Below are 17,518 nucleotides of genomic sequence, written 5' to 3' on the forward strand. Positions count from 1 at the left end.
AGAAATCGGGAGGAGGATTAGCGCTACTCTACAAAAACGGGAGCCAGAATTGGTGCGACAATTCCAACCTGCCAGGCCCGAGCCCCGAGCTCCGTGAGACGGAGTGCAATTCCTTCGGGGGAGCGGTCTGCGGGCGGGCGCCACACCAGTCGCCGCAGGTGATCCGGGGTGAGCAGGTTCTCGATTGGGATTCCCTGGCGCTCCGCCTCCGTCTCCACGACCGCGCGGGCTTCGGTGAGACGCTCAGCGGCTTCGGGATGCCGCTGCGCCCAGCCGCGGTGGTGGGGGATCGCATCGGGATCGCGCGGCTTCGCGCCGGGCAGATCCTCGGTCGTCTTGCCCGTGAGGATTGCCCGCCACCAACGATCGATCTCGGTGCGACTTGCGCGGCCCTTGAAGTTGGGCAGGCGCGCGAGATCCCCCTTCGAGCGGGGGTTCGCGGCGGCTGCAGCGACGACCGAAGAGTCGGGAATGAGTCGGCCGGGCGCGACGTCACGCTCGCGGGCAAGTGCATCACGCGCTTCCCAGAGTTCGCGGGCGAGCGCCAGGCTGCGCGGAGTGCGCAGGGCGTGGCCGCCGGACAGCTTGCGCCAGGGTTCGGGGTTCTTCGGCTTCGGCCGCTTGGTGCGGGCGGCCTCGAACTCCTGCGCGGCGTACTCCTCTTTGCCCTGGGCGGCGAGGTCGCGGGCCACGGCATCGCGCAGATCGGGCAGCAGCGCGACATCGAATGCGGCATAGTCGAGCCAGGACTCGGGCAGCGGTCGCTTCGACCAGTCGGCCGCCGAGTGCGCCTTCTCCAGATGGATCCCGAGCAGCGACTCAACAATGGCGCCGAGCCCCACGCGCTCGTATCCCAGCAACCGAGCGGCAAGCTCGGTGTCGAAGAGGTGGTCCGGGTGCAGTCCCAGGTCAGCGAGGCAGGGGATGTCCTGGCTCGCGGCGTGCAGCACCCATTCCTCGCCGCGGATCGCGTCAGCGAGCGGCGCAAAATCGGTGATACCGGTGGGGTCAAAGAGATAGGGGCCAGCGTCCCGTCGGAACACCTGAACCAGGTACGCCTCCGAGCCGTAGGTAAAGCCCGATGCACGCTCGGCGTCCACGCCCACGGGGCCGGAGGCCGCCGCCAGCTCAGCCGCGGCGCGCGCAAGCCCCTCGTTGTCGGTGATCAGCGACCAATTGGTCTCAAGTTCCGACTGTTCTACCACGCTCTACTCGGCTCCCTCGGGTGTCGGGCGCGCCCGTCGCGCCGCGATCGAGTCGACCCCTTCCGCGTGGGGGAGACCGGCGAGCAGGCAGAGCAGCTCCGACCAAGCCTCCGCGTGAGCGGTGAAATCGGCTCCGAGCGGCGTCCATGAGGCGCGCAGCTCGATCTGAGCGGCATCGCCCCTCGACTCCAGCGTACCGAACCCGGTTGAGAGCGTCTTCGTGGCGGTGCCGGAGAGCGCCGTGTACTCCGCCTCGCGGGAGTCGAGCGCGTCGACGAGCCATGACCAAGCGACATCGGAGATGAACGGATCCACACCGATCTCCACCTCGAGCGGCGCCTGCGCGAAACACACAATACGGAACGGGCTGCCCCACTCGGCAGCCGACTCGGGATCGTGCATTAACACGATGCGCCCGGCGCCATAGGCGGACTCGAGCGCTGCCGCGCGGTCTGCCGCGCGATCAGTGTCCCGGCGCGGGCCCCGCACGATGCCGGCGGCCAGCGCGATCGAACGCGGTGCGATCCGCTCGGGTGCGGGGATCTCCTGAGACACGAGTTCGCTACGCAACCGCGCGTTTCGGAGCTGCGCTGCTGCGACGTCGAACTCGATCGAGGACCCGCCGATCATTGCCATCACACTCGTGACACTAGAGTTTCCTGTGAACCAACTCGCGGAGCCACGCCGGGTTCCGCCGGATCACCGAGGTGAGGACGGACGATGCAGAACTGGCAGAGCAAACTCGGGCGCGCACTCGGAGTGGGCGTGGGCGTTGCGGCAGCGGGCGCCGCAGTCATCGGTGTGGGCGGAGCCACTCTCGCCAGAATTCTCGTCACTCCCGAGCGATCGCCGGGTGAGCCCGTGACTGTGACGCGCATTGACCGCGAGGGCGAGCGCCTCATCGTGCAGCTCCGCGGTGACCACGCTGCGCTGCCGGGCCAGTACTCCCTCCTGTTCTCCGGGGGAGCGGGCCACGCGCGCCTGGGCCCGGTGATCGCGCGCTCCGGCACCGAGGCACGCCGCGAGCTGGTCGGGATCCCGAGCGGGTCGCTCGAGCCCGGCACAACCGGCCGGATCACCGGCTGGTGGTTCACGGAGCCGGAGGAAACCGGGTTCCGGACCGAGCGCATCACGTACGAGACCGAGCTCGGCACGGCTGATGCCTGGATCATCCACCCGGATCGTGTGCGGCGGGGGAGCCGGGGCCGCTGGGCGGTGCATGTGCATGGCCGCGGCGCGTTGCCCGCTGAGACGCTGCGCGGCGTCGCGCCGCTTGCACGTGCTGGTATCACGAGCCTCGTAATCTCGTACCGCAATGATCCCGGCGCACCCGCGGGAGAGCACGGCCGCTACGGGATTGGGATCGCGGAGAGCCGCGACGTCGACGCGGCGATCGCGGAAGCCGTGCGGCGGGGCGCGGAGCGAGTGACCCTCGTCGGCTGGTCCATGGGCGGCACCGCGGTGCTGCGCTCGGCGACGGCCGGACCGTGCGCTGCCGCCGTTGACGGCATCGTGCTTGACTCACCGGCTGTTGATTGGCCAGCTCTGCTGCGCCACCAGGCGAGCCGCATCCCCGTTCCGCAGGGGCTCGCCGACGTCGGCATCTCGCTGCTTGAACGCGGCGTAGTGCGCGGCGGCGAAGCCGCGGGAATCGATTTCGAGAGCATTCAACCTGAGACGGTAGCCGCCGCTCTCACCGTGCCCGTGCTCGTGCACGCAAGCCGCGGCGACACCTTCGTGCCGAGCGCCGGCGCCGAACGGCTCGCCGCCGCGCGCCCGGACCTCGTGCAGCTGCACCTCAGCCGTGATGGCGAGCATGTCAAGATCTGGAATACCGATCCCATCGGGTGGGAAAAGCAGACGGAGAGCTTCGTGCGGGCGCTCCCGAAACCAGGATGGCGCGGTGAACTGCCCGACTCCGTATGGGGCGTGTCATAGGGCTAGACTGACTCCGATGTCCTCTGACAAGCAGCACAGCGCCGCCCGCCTGGTAGACCGGCGCCCGAGCGTTTCCGGAACCGAACTCGTCGCGACTCTCGTTCCGCCACCCCAGTTCGATCATGCCTCGTTCGAGTCGTACCGACCCGATCCCGACTACCCGTCGCAGGCAGAGGCACGCGACATCCTCAGCTCGTTTGCAGGCCCCGCGAAGGCCGCACCGCGCAACGGCGGCGGCGGGTTCTTCGGCTTCGGCCGGAAGAAGCCCGCGGAAGCACCGGCGCCCACGAAGCCGGGCGTGTACCTCGACGGTGGCTTTGGCGTCGGCAAGACGCACCTGCTCGCCGCGACCTGGCACGCGACGGCGGGCCGGAAGTACTTCGGCACATTCATCGAGTACACGGCGCTCGTTGGCGCGCTCGGGTACTCGGGCGCCGTGGGAGTGCTCCAGGGCGCGAAGCTCATCTGTATCGACGAGTTTGAGCTCGATGATCCGGGGGACACCATGCTCATGACCCGACTCATCGGCGATCTCACCTCGACCGGATCAAAGATCGTTGCAACGTCGAACACGCCGCCGAATGCGCTCGGCGAAGGCCGCTTCGCCGCGTCCGACTTCATGCGCGAAATCCAGGCGATGTCGGATCGTTTCCGCACGATTCGCATCGACGGCGTCGACTACCGCCAGCGCGACATCGAGGGCGATGCACGGGTGCTCTCGGACGATGCGTACCGCTTCGCTCTCGCGGATGTTGCTGCCGCGGGTGATCGCATGACCGACGATGACTTCTCGGAGCTGATCGCCCATCTCGCGACCGTGCACCCCTCGGCGTACTCAGGGCTGCTCGGGGGAGTCCAGTGCATCGGCCTGCGCGACGTGCAGGAGCTCACCGATCAGTCGGCTGCGCTCCGCTTCGTCGCCTTCATCGACCGGGTGTACGACGCACAGATTCCGCTCCGTGCGACCGGCGTTCCGCTGACCTCTATCTTCGGCGGTGGCATGATCGACGGCGGGTACCGGAAGAAGTACCTCCGCTGCATCTCGCGTCTCAACGCGCTCACCGCAAGCGAGACCGCAGCGTGAGCGGATCTTCCGGGGGCTGGGCGGAATTCTTCCGCTCGTTCATCAACGCGTTCCTGCAGGCGACCCGCAAGTCGTCGAACGCTGGCGCCGCGAAGCAGCCCGCCCCACGGAAGACCACGCAACAGCCGCGGCCCCAACAACCGAAGCAGCAGCGCACGGCTGAGCAACGCACGTCCGACCGACCGCAGGAGTACGAGGCGAGCCCCGGCCAGTTCGGCGCGGGCGCGACGCGCGACCTACGCCCGGAGGAACTCGCGGGCATCTCGCCGAGCTACTCGCCGGAAGTCGACGGCGATCCGGATCCGGGCGAGATCGTATGGACCTGGGTGCCCTACGTGGAGAACGACGGGCGCGGAAAAGACCGGCCGGTGCTGATCATCGCACGCCTCGACGAGAACGCAACGGTCGGTTGCTACCTCAGCACCAAGCAGCACCGCGGTTTCGTCTCGATCGGATCCGGGCCGTGGGACAGCCAGGGACGCGAGAGTTTCATCTCACCCGAGCGGTTCCTCCGCGTCACCCACGACGGTATGCGCCGTGAAGGAACCGTGCTATCGCGCGAGCGCTTCGAACCTGCCGTGCGCGCGGTGCTGCGCGAGCGCCGCGGCGAGTAGCCACGGCAAGTAGCCCGGGCACGCTGCGATCCGCTCAGTGGATTGTGCAGAATGGGTGGCCCACCGGATCGAGATACACCCGGAACGTGGGCTGCGCATCCACCAGACGCGCGCCGATCTCGAGGAGTCGCCGCTGGGCGAGATCCAAATCTCCCACCGCGATGTCGAGGTGGAGCTGCTGCGCCCCGTCGTCTCCGGGCCACACCGGAGCAACGTAGCCCGGCGCGCGCTGGAAGCCGATCCGCAGCCCACCGCCGGGGAGAATGAGATCGACCCAGTCATCATCGTCCGGTTCCAAGACGCCGCCGAATACCCCCTGGTAGAACGTGGCGAGTGCGGCCGGATCAGGACAGTCGAAGACGACGCTTGACAGGGTTCCGATGGGTACGGTCATGGACATACAGGCCTCCTCATCCGGGGGTGCGAGTGGCCCCGCACCACGGGGTACTCCGCTCAGTCTTGCCCGAAACGCCTCCCAGGTCACGCTTTTCTTTGCTGGCGGATGCTCCGCGGGTGGACGGAGAACAAAAATCTAGTTCAGGGCTTTCCGAGCGACGTCAAAAGCGGCATACTGGCAACAGCAAGCCGAAACCTCGGCGGCACGTCGACTCCGAAGGATAGATGATGAGTATCGAAGAACTGGGTAAGAAGGCGACTGAGGTCGCTGGCAAGGTGGGGGAGTTCGCGAAGGAGAACGCGGAGAAGGTCGGTGAGGCGCTGAAGAGCGACCAGGCCGAGTCGATCAGCGACAAGATCCTCGACGGCGCCGCAGATCTCGCAAACAAGGTGACGGGCGGCAGCCACGCCGACAAGATCCAGGAAGTGCGCGACAACATCGACGGCAAGCTCGGCAACGAGTAGGTCGCACGATCTCAGTCCCGAGGCCCGACCCCGCGTGTGCGGGGTCGGGCCTCGGTCTGTTTTGCGAGTCGCGGGGGAGCAGTGGCGCTATCCCACCGCGACACCAAACATCAGTCCGATCAGATAGGTGGCGGCCATCGTAGCCGAGCCCATGATCACGTTCCGGCGAATGGCGGGGCGCCTCGGGGCCTCGCCCAGCGCCGCGCTGATCCAGCCGGTCGCCACCAGGCCCACGATCACCGAGGCGACGGTCACCCAGATCGCGGGATCACCAAGCGGCAAGAGAATGACCACGAGCGGGATCAACGCGCCAGCGAAGAACGCGATGAACGACGAGAGCGCCGCGTGCCAGGGGTTCGTCAGCTCGTCGGGCCGAATTCCCAACTCAATATCCGCGTGCGCTGCGAGCGCGTCGTGCGCCGTGAGTTCCTCGGCGACCTGCTGCGCAACCGCAGGGGAGAGGCCCTTCTGACGATACAGATCCGCCAGCTCGGCGAGCTCAGCGTCCGGCATCTCCTCAAGCTCCCGACGCTCCAGTTCGAGCAACGCGCGCTCGGTGTCACGCTGGGTGCTTACGGAGACGTACTCACCGCCGGCCATAGAGAAGGCGCCTGCAACCAGCGCCGCAAGGCCGGCGCTTGCGATCGCCACGGTGTTGCCCGGCGTCGCTGCGGCCACGCCGATCACCACGCCCGCCACGGACACGATGCCGTCGTTCGCACCAAGCACGCCCGCGCGGAGCCAGTTGAGCTTTGCGCCCACGCGTCCGGAAGCGCGATCAGCCTCGTGAACAGCACCAGCCACGGGGATTGTTGCTGCCGCGTTCTGCGTCATCTGTAAACTCCTTCGCTGCGCCGGGTGGCTTCGTTGACACCAGCATGCACCCGCTTGCACACTTGCGCAAGCAAGGTGAGGCTGCACTAAACCCCAGTTCAACCCCAACTTTGGCAAGGCTCACCTTGCACAGTCGACGTCCATAGGGAGGCGGGCGGGGAGACCCCACAGGCGACTGAATCCGCTTGAGCTGACATAATATAGATTATCAACGAAGTGGTGTGCGGGTGCGGGCTCGCATGGCCTACTGCACACCGACGGTCCGGCTGCGCTCAGGCAGCTCAGCTGCGCTCAGGCGACTCAGCTGCGCTCAGGCAGACACCGACCCCCACGAAGCCGCCAGAGCCAGGTGACCGCACATGTGCCGGTGCCGGTTCCGGTGCCACCTGACGCCGCACCCCCGCGCTCCGTGACCCACCACAGCACAAGCTGACATAACGTGACGGAGCGCTCATCGCGCCTCGTTGCCTGGGTGCTCGCAGCTCGTGCTGACGGTCGACCCTGGCGCCGTTGGCTCTGGCGTTGCCCGGCTTAGTCTTGTCCGGCGCTCAGCCGCAGAAGCGAACGTGCAGCGATTGCACCGGCCGCCACCGCACCGAACTCTCCGGCACTGAGCATGAGGTCAGCGCTGGACTGCACGCCGGCGAGAGCGGCAAGCACAAGCGCAGCGCCCGCCACAATCCAACCGACGAGCGCGAGCCCCACGGATACCGTGCGCCCTGCAGCCATGCGCCCCCGAGTGTGCGCGGGGCGAATGAGCCCAGCGAGTGCGAACACACAGCACACGAGCGCAACCCCGCCAAACACGTCGCTCGGGCGGTGCCAGCCGTACGCGAGCAGCTGCCAGCCGACCGCCCCGAGCAACGCCGCGCCGGCGAGCGCTACGAGTGATCGAATCCGTGCGGTCACAGCCCAGATGAGCGCGCCCACGACCGCGGTGAACACGGTCATGTGGCCGCTCGGAAAAGTGTTCGGCGCGTCGAGCTCGAAGAGCTGTGGCCGCGTGAGCAGTTGCAGTTTCAAGAGCTGCGAAGCGATCACCGCGAGAGCCGGCACGAGCGTGACGACGAACGCGCGTTTCACTCCGTGCGCCCACAGCGCGAGCAGCCCGATCGCCACGAGCGTGAGCGCGACCGTGGGAATCGACACAAGATTGAGCGGCGGCGGCGGATTCGTGGTGAACTCCGCCGCGTCGAGCACACTGTTCTCCGCGCGCTGACCGAGCGCATTGCGCACGCCGAGCACGTACGAGCCGATGCCCACCGCGAGCCAGAACAGTGTGGCCCACAGCGCGCGGCTGCGCCCGCCCGCGACGATCCCGGGACCGGAGGCTGCCACCGTCACCGGAGGCTCCCCTCCCCTGCCGCGGCCGCACTCAGCGACTCCCGCGCTGCGCGTTGATCTCCCGTACGCACCGCCCACAGGGCAAGCGCGGCCGCGGTGGCCACGTTCAGCGAGTCAACACCGTGCTCCATCGGGATCACAACCGAGCGCGCAGAGGAGGCGAGCGCGCGCCGACTCAGGCCGTCGCCCTCGGTGCCGAACATGAGTGCGAGTCGCTCGGGCAGCTCGTCGACGTACTCCGCGAGATCCTCCGCATCATCTCGCAGCGCGAACGCGGTGAGCTCATACCCTTCCTCGCGGAAGAGCGGCCCCGCCTCGCGCCACTCGGGCAAACGAGCCCAGGGCACCTGCAGCACCGCGCCCATGCTGACGCGCACCGCCCGACGGTAGAGCGGATCGGCGCAGGCAGGGCTCAGGAGAACGGCGTCGGCGCCGAGCGCGGCCACCGAGCGGAAGATCGCGCCCACGTTCGTGTGATCGGTGAGGTCTTCGAGCACCACCACTCGCCGCGACGCACGGAGCAGCTCTGCAGGGTCACGCGGCGCAGGGCGATGCATTGAAGCGAGCGCACCGCGGTGCATGTGGAAACCGGTGAGTTGCTCGAGCTGCGCTGAGGACCCCACATACACAGGCACGTCGGGATGATCGGAGAGCAGCGGCTCAATCTTTTCGAGCCACTCGGGCAGGATAAGCACCGAGCGCGGCTGGTGTCCCGCTCGCAGGGCGCGCTCGATGACCTTCGGCGACTCGGCGAGGTACAGACCTTCCTCGGGCTCACGCACGCGTCGCAGCGCGACATCGGTGAGCTGTGTGTAGTCGGCGAGCTCCGGGATCCCGAGCTCAGTGATCTCAATGACCCTCATGCGCCGCTCCCCCGCAGAAATCCAGTGATGGCGTCGACCGCCTCGGAGACTGCCTCGTAGTGCACGAGGTGCCCGGTACCGGGCAGAATGACCAGCTGCGCGCCTGGAATGCGGTGCTGCAGTTCAAGCTGCTTCGCGAGCGGGGTGATGTCGTCCCGCTCCCCCGCGATGAGCAGCGTGGGCGCGGTGAACGCGGAAGCGAACTCGGGAACCGTGTGCGAGACCGACGCGCGGAACGCCTCAAGCAGCGTCCGCGGATCCGAGAACGTACTGAAGTACGCGCCGTGCTGCGCATGAATCCACGCACGCAGCTCGCGGTCGCTCGTCTTCGCCATCACCTCGCTCATCACGCGAACGATCACAGGATTGCCGAGCAGGCCGCGCGCCGCACGTTCCGGCAGCAGGTCCGCCGCCCGGTAGTAGCCGATGGCAAGCTGCGTCATGAGCGCCTGCGGTCCTTCGAGGGCCGGGGCAGAGATCGGATTGATCAGGATCGTGCGTCGCGGGTCCAGCCCCCCGTCAAGCGCCGAGGCAACGACGAGCGAGCCAAACGAGTGGCCCAGGATTGCGTATCCCGTCGGTGCGGCCGCTGCCGCGAAGGCGCGCAGCCACTCGCCGTAGAGGGCGATGTCGTGCGTCCGGCCCGGCACAGCGGGCGTCTCCCCGAAGCCCGGCAGATCGGGCACGATGATGCGCAGCTCGGGCGCCTGCTCGGCCAGGCGAACGGCGATGCCCTCGAGCCCGTGGTGGTCACCACGGAAGCCGTGGACGAGGATCAGCGTGGGCCCTTCGGGCGCGCCGTACTGCCACGCGCGGGTATCGATCCCGAGCGTCGCTTCGGAAAAGGAAACGGGGGCGATGCTCACGAAGCGATCTTACTGGCGGCCGCTGACAGGCTCCTTAGGCCACGCGGGCGCGCGGCGCGGCACACTGTGGCGATGCTCGGTAGCATCGAGGGAAACGAAAGGAGCGCCGTGACCGCGCAACTCCCCCTTTGGGCCGCGAACCTCGCCGTGTTCGACACGGAGACCACCGGCATCGACACCGCCGAGGCGCGCATCGTCAGCGCGACGATCGCCCTGCTTGGGCCCGGCGGTGAAGTCGCCGAACGATACGACTGGCTGCTCGATCCCGGCGTTGAGATCCCGGACGCAGCTGCACGCGTACACGGCATCACGACCGAGATCGCGCGCTCAAGCGGGATCGCCGCGAACGTCGGCGTGCAGCAGATCGTGGCGCAGTTGCTCGAGATGATTGAGCGCGGCTTTCCGATCGTCGCGTACAACGCCCCGTATGACCTCACGCTGCTGCAGGCGGAGGCGCGACGTCACGGTGTACCCCTTCCGGAGACGATCTCTCCCGTAATCGACCCGCTCATCCTCGACAAGCAGCTTGATCGCTACCGCAAGGGCAAGCGCACGCTTGAGGCAGTTGCCGCACACCATGGCGTCGAACTCGGGAACGCGCACGACGCCGGTGACGACGCGATCGCCTCGGGCCGGGTACTGCAGGTGCTCGCCCGGAAGTACGCCGACGTGATTCCTGAAGATCTCGAGCAACTGCACGCCGCGCAGGTGGGTTGGGCAGCAGCGCAGGCCGCGAGCTTCCAGGACTACATGCGGCGCCAGCGCGATCCGCACTTCGTCGCGGACGGACGCTGGCCGATTCGCTAGGCGCGCGTGGCCCGGTCGGCGCAGGCCGGGCCACTCCCCCGCACGCACAGCGCCAGGCGCGTGCCGGCACCGGCCACGCGCCCACAGGCTACGGCCCCACACACGACAACGGGCGGCCCGGATCTTTCGATCCGGGCCGCCCGTTGTGTACCGAGTGCTTAGGCGCCGAAGCCCTTGAAGCGCTGGTTGAACTTCTCGACGCGGCCGGCCGAGTCCATGATGCGCTGCTTGCCCGTGTAGAAGGGGTGCGAAGCGCTCGAGATCTCGACGTCGAGAACGGGGTAGGTGACGCCGTCGAGCTCGATGGTCTTCTCGCTGGTCAGCGTGGAGCGAGTGAGGAACGTCTCCCCCGACGCCAGGTCGCGGAACACGATTGCGTTGTACTCGGGGTGGATGTCGGTCTTCATGAGTGTCCTTATTTTCGCGTGATGATGATGCGCTCAGCGCACCGAAGTCTTGCGGTACTACCGCGCCAAGGATCCACTTTAGCAGACGAGGGCGGTGTTTATCGCGATTGAGATCAGGGACGAGCCACAGCCGCGTAGCGACCGCCGCTCACCGTGAGGTCGAATGCCATCCCGAAGGTGGCCTCGAGGTTTTCTGCCGTCAGCGTGTCGGCGACGGGTCCGGCGGCCTGAATCTTGCCGTCGCGGAGCATGAGGACGTGAGTGAAGCCGGGCGGAATCTCTTCGACGTGGTGCGTCACCATCACCATTGCGGGCGACGCGGGCGACGCGGCGAAACCGGAGAGCATCTGCAGCAGGCGCTCACGTGCGCCGAGATCCAGGCTGGCGCTCGGCTCGTCAAGCAGCAGCATCTCGGGGTCCGTCATGACCGCACGCGCGATGAGTGTGCGCTTGCGCTCACCGTCGCTCAGTGTGGCGAAGATGCGGTCTGCGAGATGGGCGAGATCCCACTCCGCGAGGACGCGATCGGCCTGTCGCACGTCCATGTCCTCGTACTGTTCGTTCCAACGTCCCTCTACCGCGTACGCGGCAGTGAGCACGATGTCTCGCACGGTCTCCGTGGGCGGGATGCGGCGGGCGGTTGCGGAGGAAACGAAACCGATGCGGTTGCGCAGTTCGAACACGTCCACCTTGCCGAGCTGTTCGCTGAGCACCTCAACCGTGCCCCGGGTGGGGTGGTCTGCAGAGGTGGCGAGCTTCAGTAGCGTGGACTTGCCCGCGCCGTTCGGGCCGAGAATCACCCACCGCTCGGACTCATCGACCGACCAGGAGACCCCGTCAAGGATCGGGCGGCGGTCGCGCACATAAGACACATCGGTGAGGCGCAGCACATTGACCATAGGCCCAGCCTAGCGAGTGCGCCATGCCGCGGAGCGCGCCACGCCACGCACCGCGGAGTGCCTAAACTGGAGCGCATGACCGTGACACCGCTTGTAGTGCTCGACTGTGATTCCACCACCATTCAGGACGAGGTGATCGAGCTGATCGCAGACGTCGCCGGGACCCGCGAAGAGGTTGCGGCGGTAACCGAGCGCGCCATGCGCGGTGAACTCGATTTCTCGGCGAGCCTTGGTGAGCGGGTGGCCACGCTGGCCGGCACGCCGGAGTCCGTCTTCCAGGAGACCTACGAGCGGGTGCGGCTCACGCCCGGCATCCGTGAACTGATCACCGCGGTGCACGAGCGGGGCGGCAAGGTGGCCGTCGTGTCGGGCGGCTTCCACGAGGTCCTCGACCCGCTCGCGAAGGATCTTGGCCTGGACTTCTGGCGCGCAAACCGCCTGGAGCTCGCGGACGGCGTGCTCACGGGCCGCACTGTCGGAGCCGTTATCGACGCAGCCGCCAAGGCCGCCGCGCTGCGCGAGTGGGCCGCGGAGTCAGGCATCCCGCTCTCCGCGACCGTTGCGATCGGCGATGGCGCGAACGACCTCGAGATGATGCGCGTCGCCGCCATCGGCGTGTCGTTCAACGGGAAGCCCGTGGTGCGAGAGCAGGCGGACGTGTCGATTGAGCACGACCTCTCAGCCGCGATCCCGCTCCTCGATCAGCTCACCGCGTAGCGCCAGGCGCCGTCCCCGCGCAGCACCCGCGCGGGGACAGTTCGGGCACGGTTCTCCAAGCTAGAAGTTGTTGAGCTGCTCGGTATCCGCGGGAATCACGCCGGCGTCGAGCAGGCTCTCGCCCAGACGCTTGAGGGCGGTGAGCGCGACATTCTGCGGCGCCGGGCCGTAGGAGATTCGCGCAACCCCGAGGGCCTCGTACTCCGCAGCCGAGAGCGCGCCGGGGAGGCCAATCACGCTGATCGCACGCTCGCCGATGCCCGCGACGAGGTCCTCGGTCTCCGTGCGCGTGAGCACGCCGGGAACGAAGACGCAGCTGGCGCCCTCAGCAAGATAGGCCCGGCCGCGCTTGATCGCATCCGCAATCGAGTCTGCGCGGGGGCGGTCGCCCGCGCGCACCAGAGCATCGGTGCGTGCATTGAGCACAAAGGCGACGTGCTCGTCGCGACCCGCGCGCACCGCTGCGCGCATCCGCGCCACCGAAGCGTCGAGCGGCAGCAGCTGGTCTTCAATGTTGGCGCCCGAAGCTCCCACGCCAATCGCGCGGCGCACGGTCTCGCCGGCGTCCCCGTACCCGCCGTCGAGGTCCGCGGTGACCGGAAGATCAACAACCTCGGTGATCCGTTCAATCGCCGCGAGCATGAGTTCGAGCGGGATCTGCTCGCCGTCGCCGTAGCCGTGGCTCGCCGCGATTGCGTGCCCTGCGGTGGCGATGGCGCGCGTGCCGGGGAGTTCAGCGATGACCCGGGCGCTGACGGGGTCCCAGACGTTCACGACGCGCAGAATCTCCGGCGCTGCGTACAGCTCGGCCAGAGCCTGAGCGTCAACGGCGACGCGGGTGGGGCTGCGATGATGTGCGTGAGTGTTCATACACTCAGGCTACGCTCGCCCCACCCGCGTGAACAGGGGTGTTCAGCAGATTAGTGGCCCATCCCCAGGCCACCGTCAACCGGGATCACCGCGCCGGAAATGTACGCCGCGTCATCACCTGCGAGGAACGAGGCGGCGCCTGCGATCTCGGCAACCTGACCGAAACGCCCGGCAGGGATCGAGCCGAGGTACTGCTGCTGCTGTGCCTCAGGCAACTCTGCCGTCATGTCGGTTTCGATGAAGCCCGGGGCGATGACGTTGGCCGTGATGCCGCGGCTGCCCAGCTCGCGCGTGAGGGAGCGCGCAAAGCCAACGAGCGCCGCCTTGGAAGAGGAGTAGTTGATCTGGCCGGGCCCGCCGTAGAGCCCGACTACGCTCGAGATCAGGATCACGCGACCGAAGCGTCCCTTCAGCAGCCCCTTTGCGGCGCGCTTTACCACGCGGAAGGTGCCGGTCAGGTTCGTGTCGATCACCGAGGTGAACTCCTCCTCCGTCATGCGGAGCAGCAGCGTGTCCTTCGTGATGCCCGCGTTGGCCACCACAACCTCCACGGGGCCGAGCTGGGCCTCGACCTCGGTGAATGCGGCGTCGATCGAGGCAGCATCGGTCATCTCGGCACGCACGGTGAGCGAACCGGCGGGGCCTTCACCCGAGCGGGAGGTGACGGCGACACGGTGCCCGTCGGCGATCATCCGCTCAGCGATGGCGTAGCCAATGCCGCGGTTGCCGCCGGTGATGAGTACGGTGCGCGAGGTGGTCATGGGGGTCCTTCCGTCCTGACAGTTGCTCTCAAGCCTACGGGAGGGCGCATACCGCATCCCGGGGACGCGCTGCCGGGCGGGAATGCGCTGGGGTTCAGCTGGGCAGCGTAGGCTTGTCCCTTGGACCGGAGAGGGAGCGCATGGCCAAGAGTGTGAGCGTCACGTCAGCAGGAGTGAACCCGGCTGACGATCGCGCCCATCGGATGCGAATGTATTTCATCGCGATGGTGCTCCGCGTACTGTGCGTCGTGTCGCTCTTCTGGGTGCGTGGGTGGTGGATCCTGCTCGTTGCCGCGGGCGCCGTGCTACTCCCCTGGTTCGCCGTCATGGTGGGCAACGCCGTTGCGCACGGCGAGGGTGAGGCGCCCGAGGCGCCGGAACCGCTGCAGCTCGCGTCGGCCGAACCCGATCCCGATCAGCGCGGCGACACGGTTGCGCCAGAAGTCATCGTGATCGATGTCGAACCGACGCGCCGAGCGAGCAGCTCGGGCTCACCGGATGACCCAACTGCGAACGGCGGGGCCGAGGGATGAGCGGGATCGTGAACCCCCAGGTCACGCTGGGACTTCCCCCGGAGCATCGCTTCAGCTGCTCGCGCGCGGGGTGCCGGGACGAGGCAAGCTGGGCGATCCACTGGCGCAATCCGAAGATCCACACGCCCGACCGACGAAAGACCTGGCTCGCGTGCGAGGCGCACCGCGAGACACTGCACGATTTCCTCGCCGCACGCGACTTTCCGCTTGAGGTCGTGCCCGTGACCGAGCTTGACGACTGAGGACGAGATGCCGCAGCTGCCACCCACCGATCACTCCCCCGCCGCCCCCGCCGTGGGGTGGTCATTCCTGCGCTCTGGACGCTGGTTTGGCTATTTCACCATGCTCATCATCTTCTCCGTCGCGTGCGTGCTGCTCGGCAACTGGCAGTTCGAACGACGCGCCGAGGCGCGCGCTGAGATCGAACGGCTCGACACGAACTACGGTTCCGAGGCCGCTCCGCTCGCCGAAGAGCTTCCCGACCCCTCATCATTTGACTCCGACCGCCAAAAGTGGCGCACCGTTTGGGTGAGCGGCGAGTACGAGGGCGACCCCTTCCTCGCACGAAATCGACCGGGCCCCGGAGGAGTCGGCTCGGATCTCATTCAGGCGTTCCGCACCGATGACGGTGAGGTGTTCTTCGTGGATCGTGGCTGGGTCAACGCCGACGGTGGCGCCGCGGAGCGCGGTGAGGTGAAGCTCGCCGATCTCCCCGCTCCGCCAGAAGGGCCGGTGCGGGTAGAGGCGCGCCTGCGCGCGTCCGAACCCGAGATCGCGGGTCGTTCGAGTGTCGGCATCACCGTGGCCAGCATCGAGCTCCCCGAGCTCGCCCGGCTCACCGGCACCGAAGCGGACGCGTACACGGGCGCGTACGGCATGCTCGTCTCAGAGGATCCCGCGGGCGAGCACGGCGTGCTCCCCCCGGAGCCAGAGCGCGACGAGGGGCCGCATCTTTCCTACGCGCTGCAGTGGTACGTTTTCATCATCATCGCCAGCATCGGGGTCATCATCGCCGCGCGCCGTGAGTATCGCAGCCTCAATGCGGACAGCGGGCTTGTTCAGGCGCAGGATCGCCGCGCCGCCGAACGAAAGAAGCGCCGTGGGCCGAGCGACGCGGATATCGAGGACGCGCTTCTCGGGTAGGCGCCGCGCAATGCACAAGGGGGCGTGCCCAGGGAAAATCTCCCGGGCACGCCCCCTTATGCATGACTCGTCGGCTATGCGAGTCGGTTATGCGAGCTCGATGAGCTCGAGGTATTCCTTCGACCAGTGATCCTCGGTTGCCTCGGGCATGATGAGCACACGCTCGGGGTTGAGGGCCTCGACGGCACCCGCATCGTGCGAAACCAGCACGACGGCGCCGGTGAAGTGCGCAAGCGCGTCGAGGATCTCCGCGCGGCTCGCGGGGTCGAGGTTATTCGTCGGCTCGTCGAGCAACAGCACGTTGGCGCTTGAGACGACCAGCATTGCAAGGGCGAGGCGGGTCTTCTCACCGCCCGAGAGCACACCGGCGGGTTTGTGCACATCGTCGCCGGTGAAGAGGAACGAACCGAGCACCTTGCGTGCTTCCATCTCGGTGAGGTGCTGCGACACCGAGATCATGTTCTGCAGGACGCTCGCCTTCACGTCAAGCGTCTCGTGCTCCTGCGCGTAATACCCGACCTTGAGCCCATGGCCCGCGACGATCTGACCCGTGTCCGGCTCGTCGACCTGAGCAAGCAGGCGGAGCAGTGTCGTCTTGCCGGCGCCGTTCAGCCCCAGGATTACCACCTTTGAGCCTCGATCGATCGCGAGATCAACGCCCGCGAAAATTTCGAGCGAGCCGTAGGACTTCGAGAGCCCCTCGGCCATCAGCGGGGTTTTGCCGCAGGGCGCAGGATCGGGGAAACGCAACTTCGCCACGCGCTCGACCTGGCGCACCTCTTCAAGGCCTGAGAGCATCTTGTCGGCGCGCGCCACCATCTGGTGCGCAGCGGCCGCCTTCGACGCCTTTGCACCAAACTTTGCGGCCTGGTCCTTGAGTGCGGAGGCCTTCTTCTCCACGTTCGCGCGTTCCTTGCGACGACGTTCTTCGTCGGCGGCGCGCTGGCGCTGGTAGAGCTTCCAACCCATGTTGTAGACATCGATGACCTGGCGGTTGGCGTCCAGGTAGAAGACACGGTTGACGGTCTCTCCCACAAGATCGATGTCGTGGCTAATTACAATCACGCCACCCTTATAGGTCTTCAAAAACTCGCGCAGCCACACGATTGAATCAGCGTCAAGGTGGTTCGTGGGCTCGTCCAGGATCATCGTGTCCGCATCGGAGAACAGAATGCGGGCGAGCTCGATACGACGACGCTGACCGCCGGAGAGGGTCTTGAGCGGCTGATCGAGAATACGATCGGGCAGGCCGAGGTTGTGCGAGATCGACGCTGCCTCAGACTCCGCCGCGTAGCCGCCCAGCGCCTGAAAGCGATCGGTCAAGTTGCCGAAGCGCTTCATTGCCTTCTCGGCAACAGCGGGGTCGTCGGACGCCATGTCCGATGAGGCCTTTGCGAGGTTTTGCTGAAGTGTGCCGAGGCCGCGCGCATCGAGGATCCGGTGCCGCGCAATCTGCTCGGGATCTCCCGTGCGCGGGTCCTGCGGGAGGAAGCCGAGCTCCCCTGAGATGGTGATCTTTCCCTCAGCAGGCTGTAGCTCACCCGAGAGCGTGCGCGTCAGCGTCGTCTTGCCCGCGCCGTTGCGGCCGACGAGGCCGATCTTGTCACCGGGGTTCACCCGGAAGTTCACGCCCGACATGAGTCGACGCGCGCCAACGTCGATGGCGAGATCCTCGACGATAATCATGGGTCCTTCTTCTTCTGTAGTAGCGTGCGGGCTCCGCGTGTGAAGCCTGGGCCAGCACGCGGTTCGGCCCGGGGCAGGAGAACCCT

The 17,518-nt window shown here is 67.2% G+C and carries 21 protein-coding genes; 9 read left to right on the forward strand and 12 right to left on the reverse strand.

Annotated elements, in window-relative coordinates; translation table 11 throughout:
• Positions 1-23: 23 nt before the first annotated feature.
• Positions 24-1,205, reverse strand: coding sequence for an HRDC domain-containing protein (locus ACR81A_RS07700; protein ID WP_202382715.1), 1,182 nt, complete (start codon positions 1,203-1,205; stop codon positions 24-26).
• Between the two features lie 3 nt (positions 1,206-1,208).
• Positions 1,209-1,841, reverse strand: coding sequence for a DUF3000 domain-containing protein (locus ACR81A_RS07705; RefSeq protein WP_202382975.1), 633 nt, complete (start codon positions 1,839-1,841; stop codon positions 1,209-1,211).
• Positions 1,842-1,925: 84 nt separating this feature from the next.
• Between ACR81A_RS07705 and ACR81A_RS07710 the strand changes: the two genes are divergently transcribed.
• The 3 genes from ACR81A_RS07710 to ACR81A_RS07720 are packed head-to-tail and all read left to right on the forward strand — an operon-like array spanning position 1,926 to position 4,841.
• Positions 1,926-3,143: an alpha/beta hydrolase family protein gene (locus tag ACR81A_RS07710; RefSeq protein WP_202382716.1), complete on the forward strand. Its 1,218-nt coding sequence runs from the start codon at positions 1,926-1,928 to the stop codon at positions 3,141-3,143.
• Positions 3,144-3,159: 16 nt separating this feature from the next.
• Complete coding sequence (zapE, locus tag ACR81A_RS07715; protein ID WP_202382717.1) at positions 3,160-4,227, forward strand: cell division protein ZapE; 1,068 nt, start codon at positions 3,160-3,162, stop codon at positions 4,225-4,227.
• Positions 4,224-4,841, forward strand: coding sequence for a type II toxin-antitoxin system PemK/MazF family toxin (locus tag ACR81A_RS07720; protein ID WP_337248981.1), 618 nt, complete (start codon positions 4,224-4,226; stop codon positions 4,839-4,841). The genes zapE and ACR81A_RS07720 overlap by 4 nt, the downstream gene beginning before the upstream one ends.
• 34 nt (positions 4,842-4,875) lie before the next feature.
• Here the strand turns inward: ACR81A_RS07720 and ACR81A_RS07725 are convergent, their stop codons facing one another.
• Complete coding sequence (locus tag ACR81A_RS07725) at positions 4,876-5,241, reverse strand: VOC family protein (protein WP_237462794.1); 366 nt, start codon at positions 5,239-5,241, stop codon at positions 4,876-4,878.
• Positions 5,242-5,465: 224 nt separating this feature from the next.
• Between ACR81A_RS07725 and ACR81A_RS07730 the strand changes: the two genes are divergently transcribed.
• Positions 5,466-5,702: an Rv0909 family putative TA system antitoxin gene (locus ACR81A_RS07730; RefSeq protein ID WP_202382718.1), complete on the forward strand. Its 237-nt coding sequence runs from the start codon at positions 5,466-5,468 to the stop codon at positions 5,700-5,702.
• A gap of 87 nt (positions 5,703-5,789) precedes the next feature.
• Here the strand turns inward: ACR81A_RS07730 and ACR81A_RS07735 are convergent, their stop codons facing one another.
• The 4 genes from ACR81A_RS07735 to ACR81A_RS07750 form a co-directional block, all read right to left on the reverse strand.
• Positions 5,790-6,536, reverse strand: coding sequence for a VIT1/CCC1 transporter family protein (locus tag ACR81A_RS07735; protein ID WP_440311528.1), 747 nt, complete (start codon positions 6,534-6,536; stop codon positions 5,790-5,792).
• A gap of 531 nt (positions 6,537-7,067) precedes the next feature.
• Positions 7,068-7,880 (reverse strand): phosphatase PAP2 family protein, encoded by an 813-nt coding sequence (locus ACR81A_RS07740; RefSeq protein ID WP_440311529.1) that lies wholly within the window; start codon positions 7,878-7,880, stop codon positions 7,068-7,070.
• The gene (locus ACR81A_RS07745; protein ID WP_440311530.1) at positions 7,877-8,743 is read right to left on the reverse strand and encodes a TrmH family RNA methyltransferase; all 867 of its coding nucleotides are present in this window, start codon (positions 8,741-8,743) and stop codon (positions 7,877-7,879) included. The genes ACR81A_RS07740 and ACR81A_RS07745 overlap by 4 nt, the downstream gene beginning before the upstream one ends.
• On the reverse strand, positions 8,740-9,609 hold the full coding sequence (locus ACR81A_RS07750; RefSeq protein WP_440311531.1) for an alpha/beta fold hydrolase: 870 nt from the start codon (positions 9,607-9,609) through the stop codon (positions 8,740-8,742). Before ACR81A_RS07750 ends, ACR81A_RS07745 begins: the two co-directional genes overlap by 4 nt.
• Before the next feature lie 108 nt (positions 9,610-9,717).
• Between ACR81A_RS07750 and ACR81A_RS07755 the strand changes: the two genes are divergently transcribed.
• Positions 9,718-10,416 (forward strand): exonuclease domain-containing protein, encoded by a 699-nt coding sequence (locus tag ACR81A_RS07755; protein WP_202382724.1) that lies wholly within the window; start codon positions 9,718-9,720, stop codon positions 10,414-10,416.
• A gap of 158 nt (positions 10,417-10,574) precedes the next feature.
• Here ACR81A_RS07755 and ACR81A_RS07760 read toward each other — a convergent pair whose 3' ends face one another.
• Together ACR81A_RS07760 and ACR81A_RS07765 are read right to left on the reverse strand one after the other, a co-directional pair.
• Positions 10,575-10,823, reverse strand: coding sequence for a type B 50S ribosomal protein L31 (locus ACR81A_RS07760; RefSeq protein ID WP_025134864.1), 249 nt, complete (start codon positions 10,821-10,823; stop codon positions 10,575-10,577).
• 113 nt (positions 10,824-10,936) lie between these two features.
• Positions 10,937-11,722 carry an ABC transporter ATP-binding protein gene (locus tag ACR81A_RS07765; RefSeq protein ID WP_440311532.1) on the reverse strand — a complete coding sequence of 262 codons (786 nt, stop codon included), beginning with the start codon at positions 11,720-11,722 and terminating at the stop codon, positions 10,937-10,939.
• A 75-nt stretch (positions 11,723-11,797) separates the two neighbouring features.
• On the opposite strand from ACR81A_RS07765, the gene serB reads away from it, so the two are divergent.
• Entirely contained in the window at positions 11,798-12,439 is a 642-nt protein-coding gene (serB, locus tag ACR81A_RS07770; protein ID WP_440311533.1) for a phosphoserine phosphatase SerB, read from the forward strand.
• Between the two features lie 60 nt (positions 12,440-12,499).
• Here serB and ACR81A_RS07775 read toward each other — a convergent pair whose 3' ends face one another.
• On the reverse strand, positions 12,500-13,309 hold the full coding sequence (locus tag ACR81A_RS07775; RefSeq protein WP_440311534.1) for an isocitrate lyase/PEP mutase family protein: 810 nt from the start codon (positions 13,307-13,309) through the stop codon (positions 12,500-12,502).
• A 50-nt stretch (positions 13,310-13,359) separates the two neighbouring features.
• Positions 13,360-14,070: a 3-oxoacyl-ACP reductase FabG gene (gene fabG, locus ACR81A_RS07780; RefSeq protein WP_202382733.1), complete on the reverse strand. Its 711-nt coding sequence runs from the start codon at positions 14,068-14,070 to the stop codon at positions 13,360-13,362.
• A 140-nt stretch (positions 14,071-14,210) separates the two neighbouring features.
• Between fabG and ACR81A_RS07785 the strand changes: the two genes are divergently transcribed.
• Genes ACR81A_RS07785 through ACR81A_RS07795 form a run of 3 tightly spaced genes read left to right on the forward strand, consistent with a single transcriptional unit; the run spans position 14,211 to position 15,746 of the window.
• Positions 14,211-14,603, forward strand: a complete 393-nt coding sequence (locus ACR81A_RS07785; RefSeq protein ID WP_202382735.1) for a DUF3099 domain-containing protein — start codon at positions 14,211-14,213, stop codon at positions 14,601-14,603.
• Positions 14,600-14,845: a hypothetical protein gene (locus ACR81A_RS07790; protein ID WP_440311535.1), complete on the forward strand. Its 246-nt coding sequence runs from the start codon at positions 14,600-14,602 to the stop codon at positions 14,843-14,845. The genes ACR81A_RS07785 and ACR81A_RS07790 overlap by 4 nt, the downstream gene beginning before the upstream one ends.
• Positions 14,835-15,746: an SURF1 family cytochrome oxidase biogenesis protein gene (locus ACR81A_RS07795; protein ID WP_440311536.1), complete on the forward strand. Its 912-nt coding sequence runs from the start codon at positions 14,835-14,837 to the stop codon at positions 15,744-15,746. Before ACR81A_RS07790 ends, ACR81A_RS07795 begins: the two co-directional genes overlap by 11 nt.
• Positions 15,747-15,833: 87 nt before the next feature.
• On the opposite strand, the gene ACR81A_RS07800 is transcribed toward ACR81A_RS07795, so the two are convergent.
• Positions 15,834-17,432, reverse strand: coding sequence for an ABC-F family ATP-binding cassette domain-containing protein (locus ACR81A_RS07800; protein WP_202382737.1), 1,599 nt, complete (start codon positions 17,430-17,432; stop codon positions 15,834-15,836).
• Positions 17,433-17,518 lie beyond the last annotated feature (86 nt).

Source organism: Leucobacter chromiireducens (assembly GCF_051993095.1).
GTDB lineage: Bacteria > Actinomycetota > Actinomycetes > Actinomycetales > Microbacteriaceae > Leucobacter > Leucobacter chromiireducens.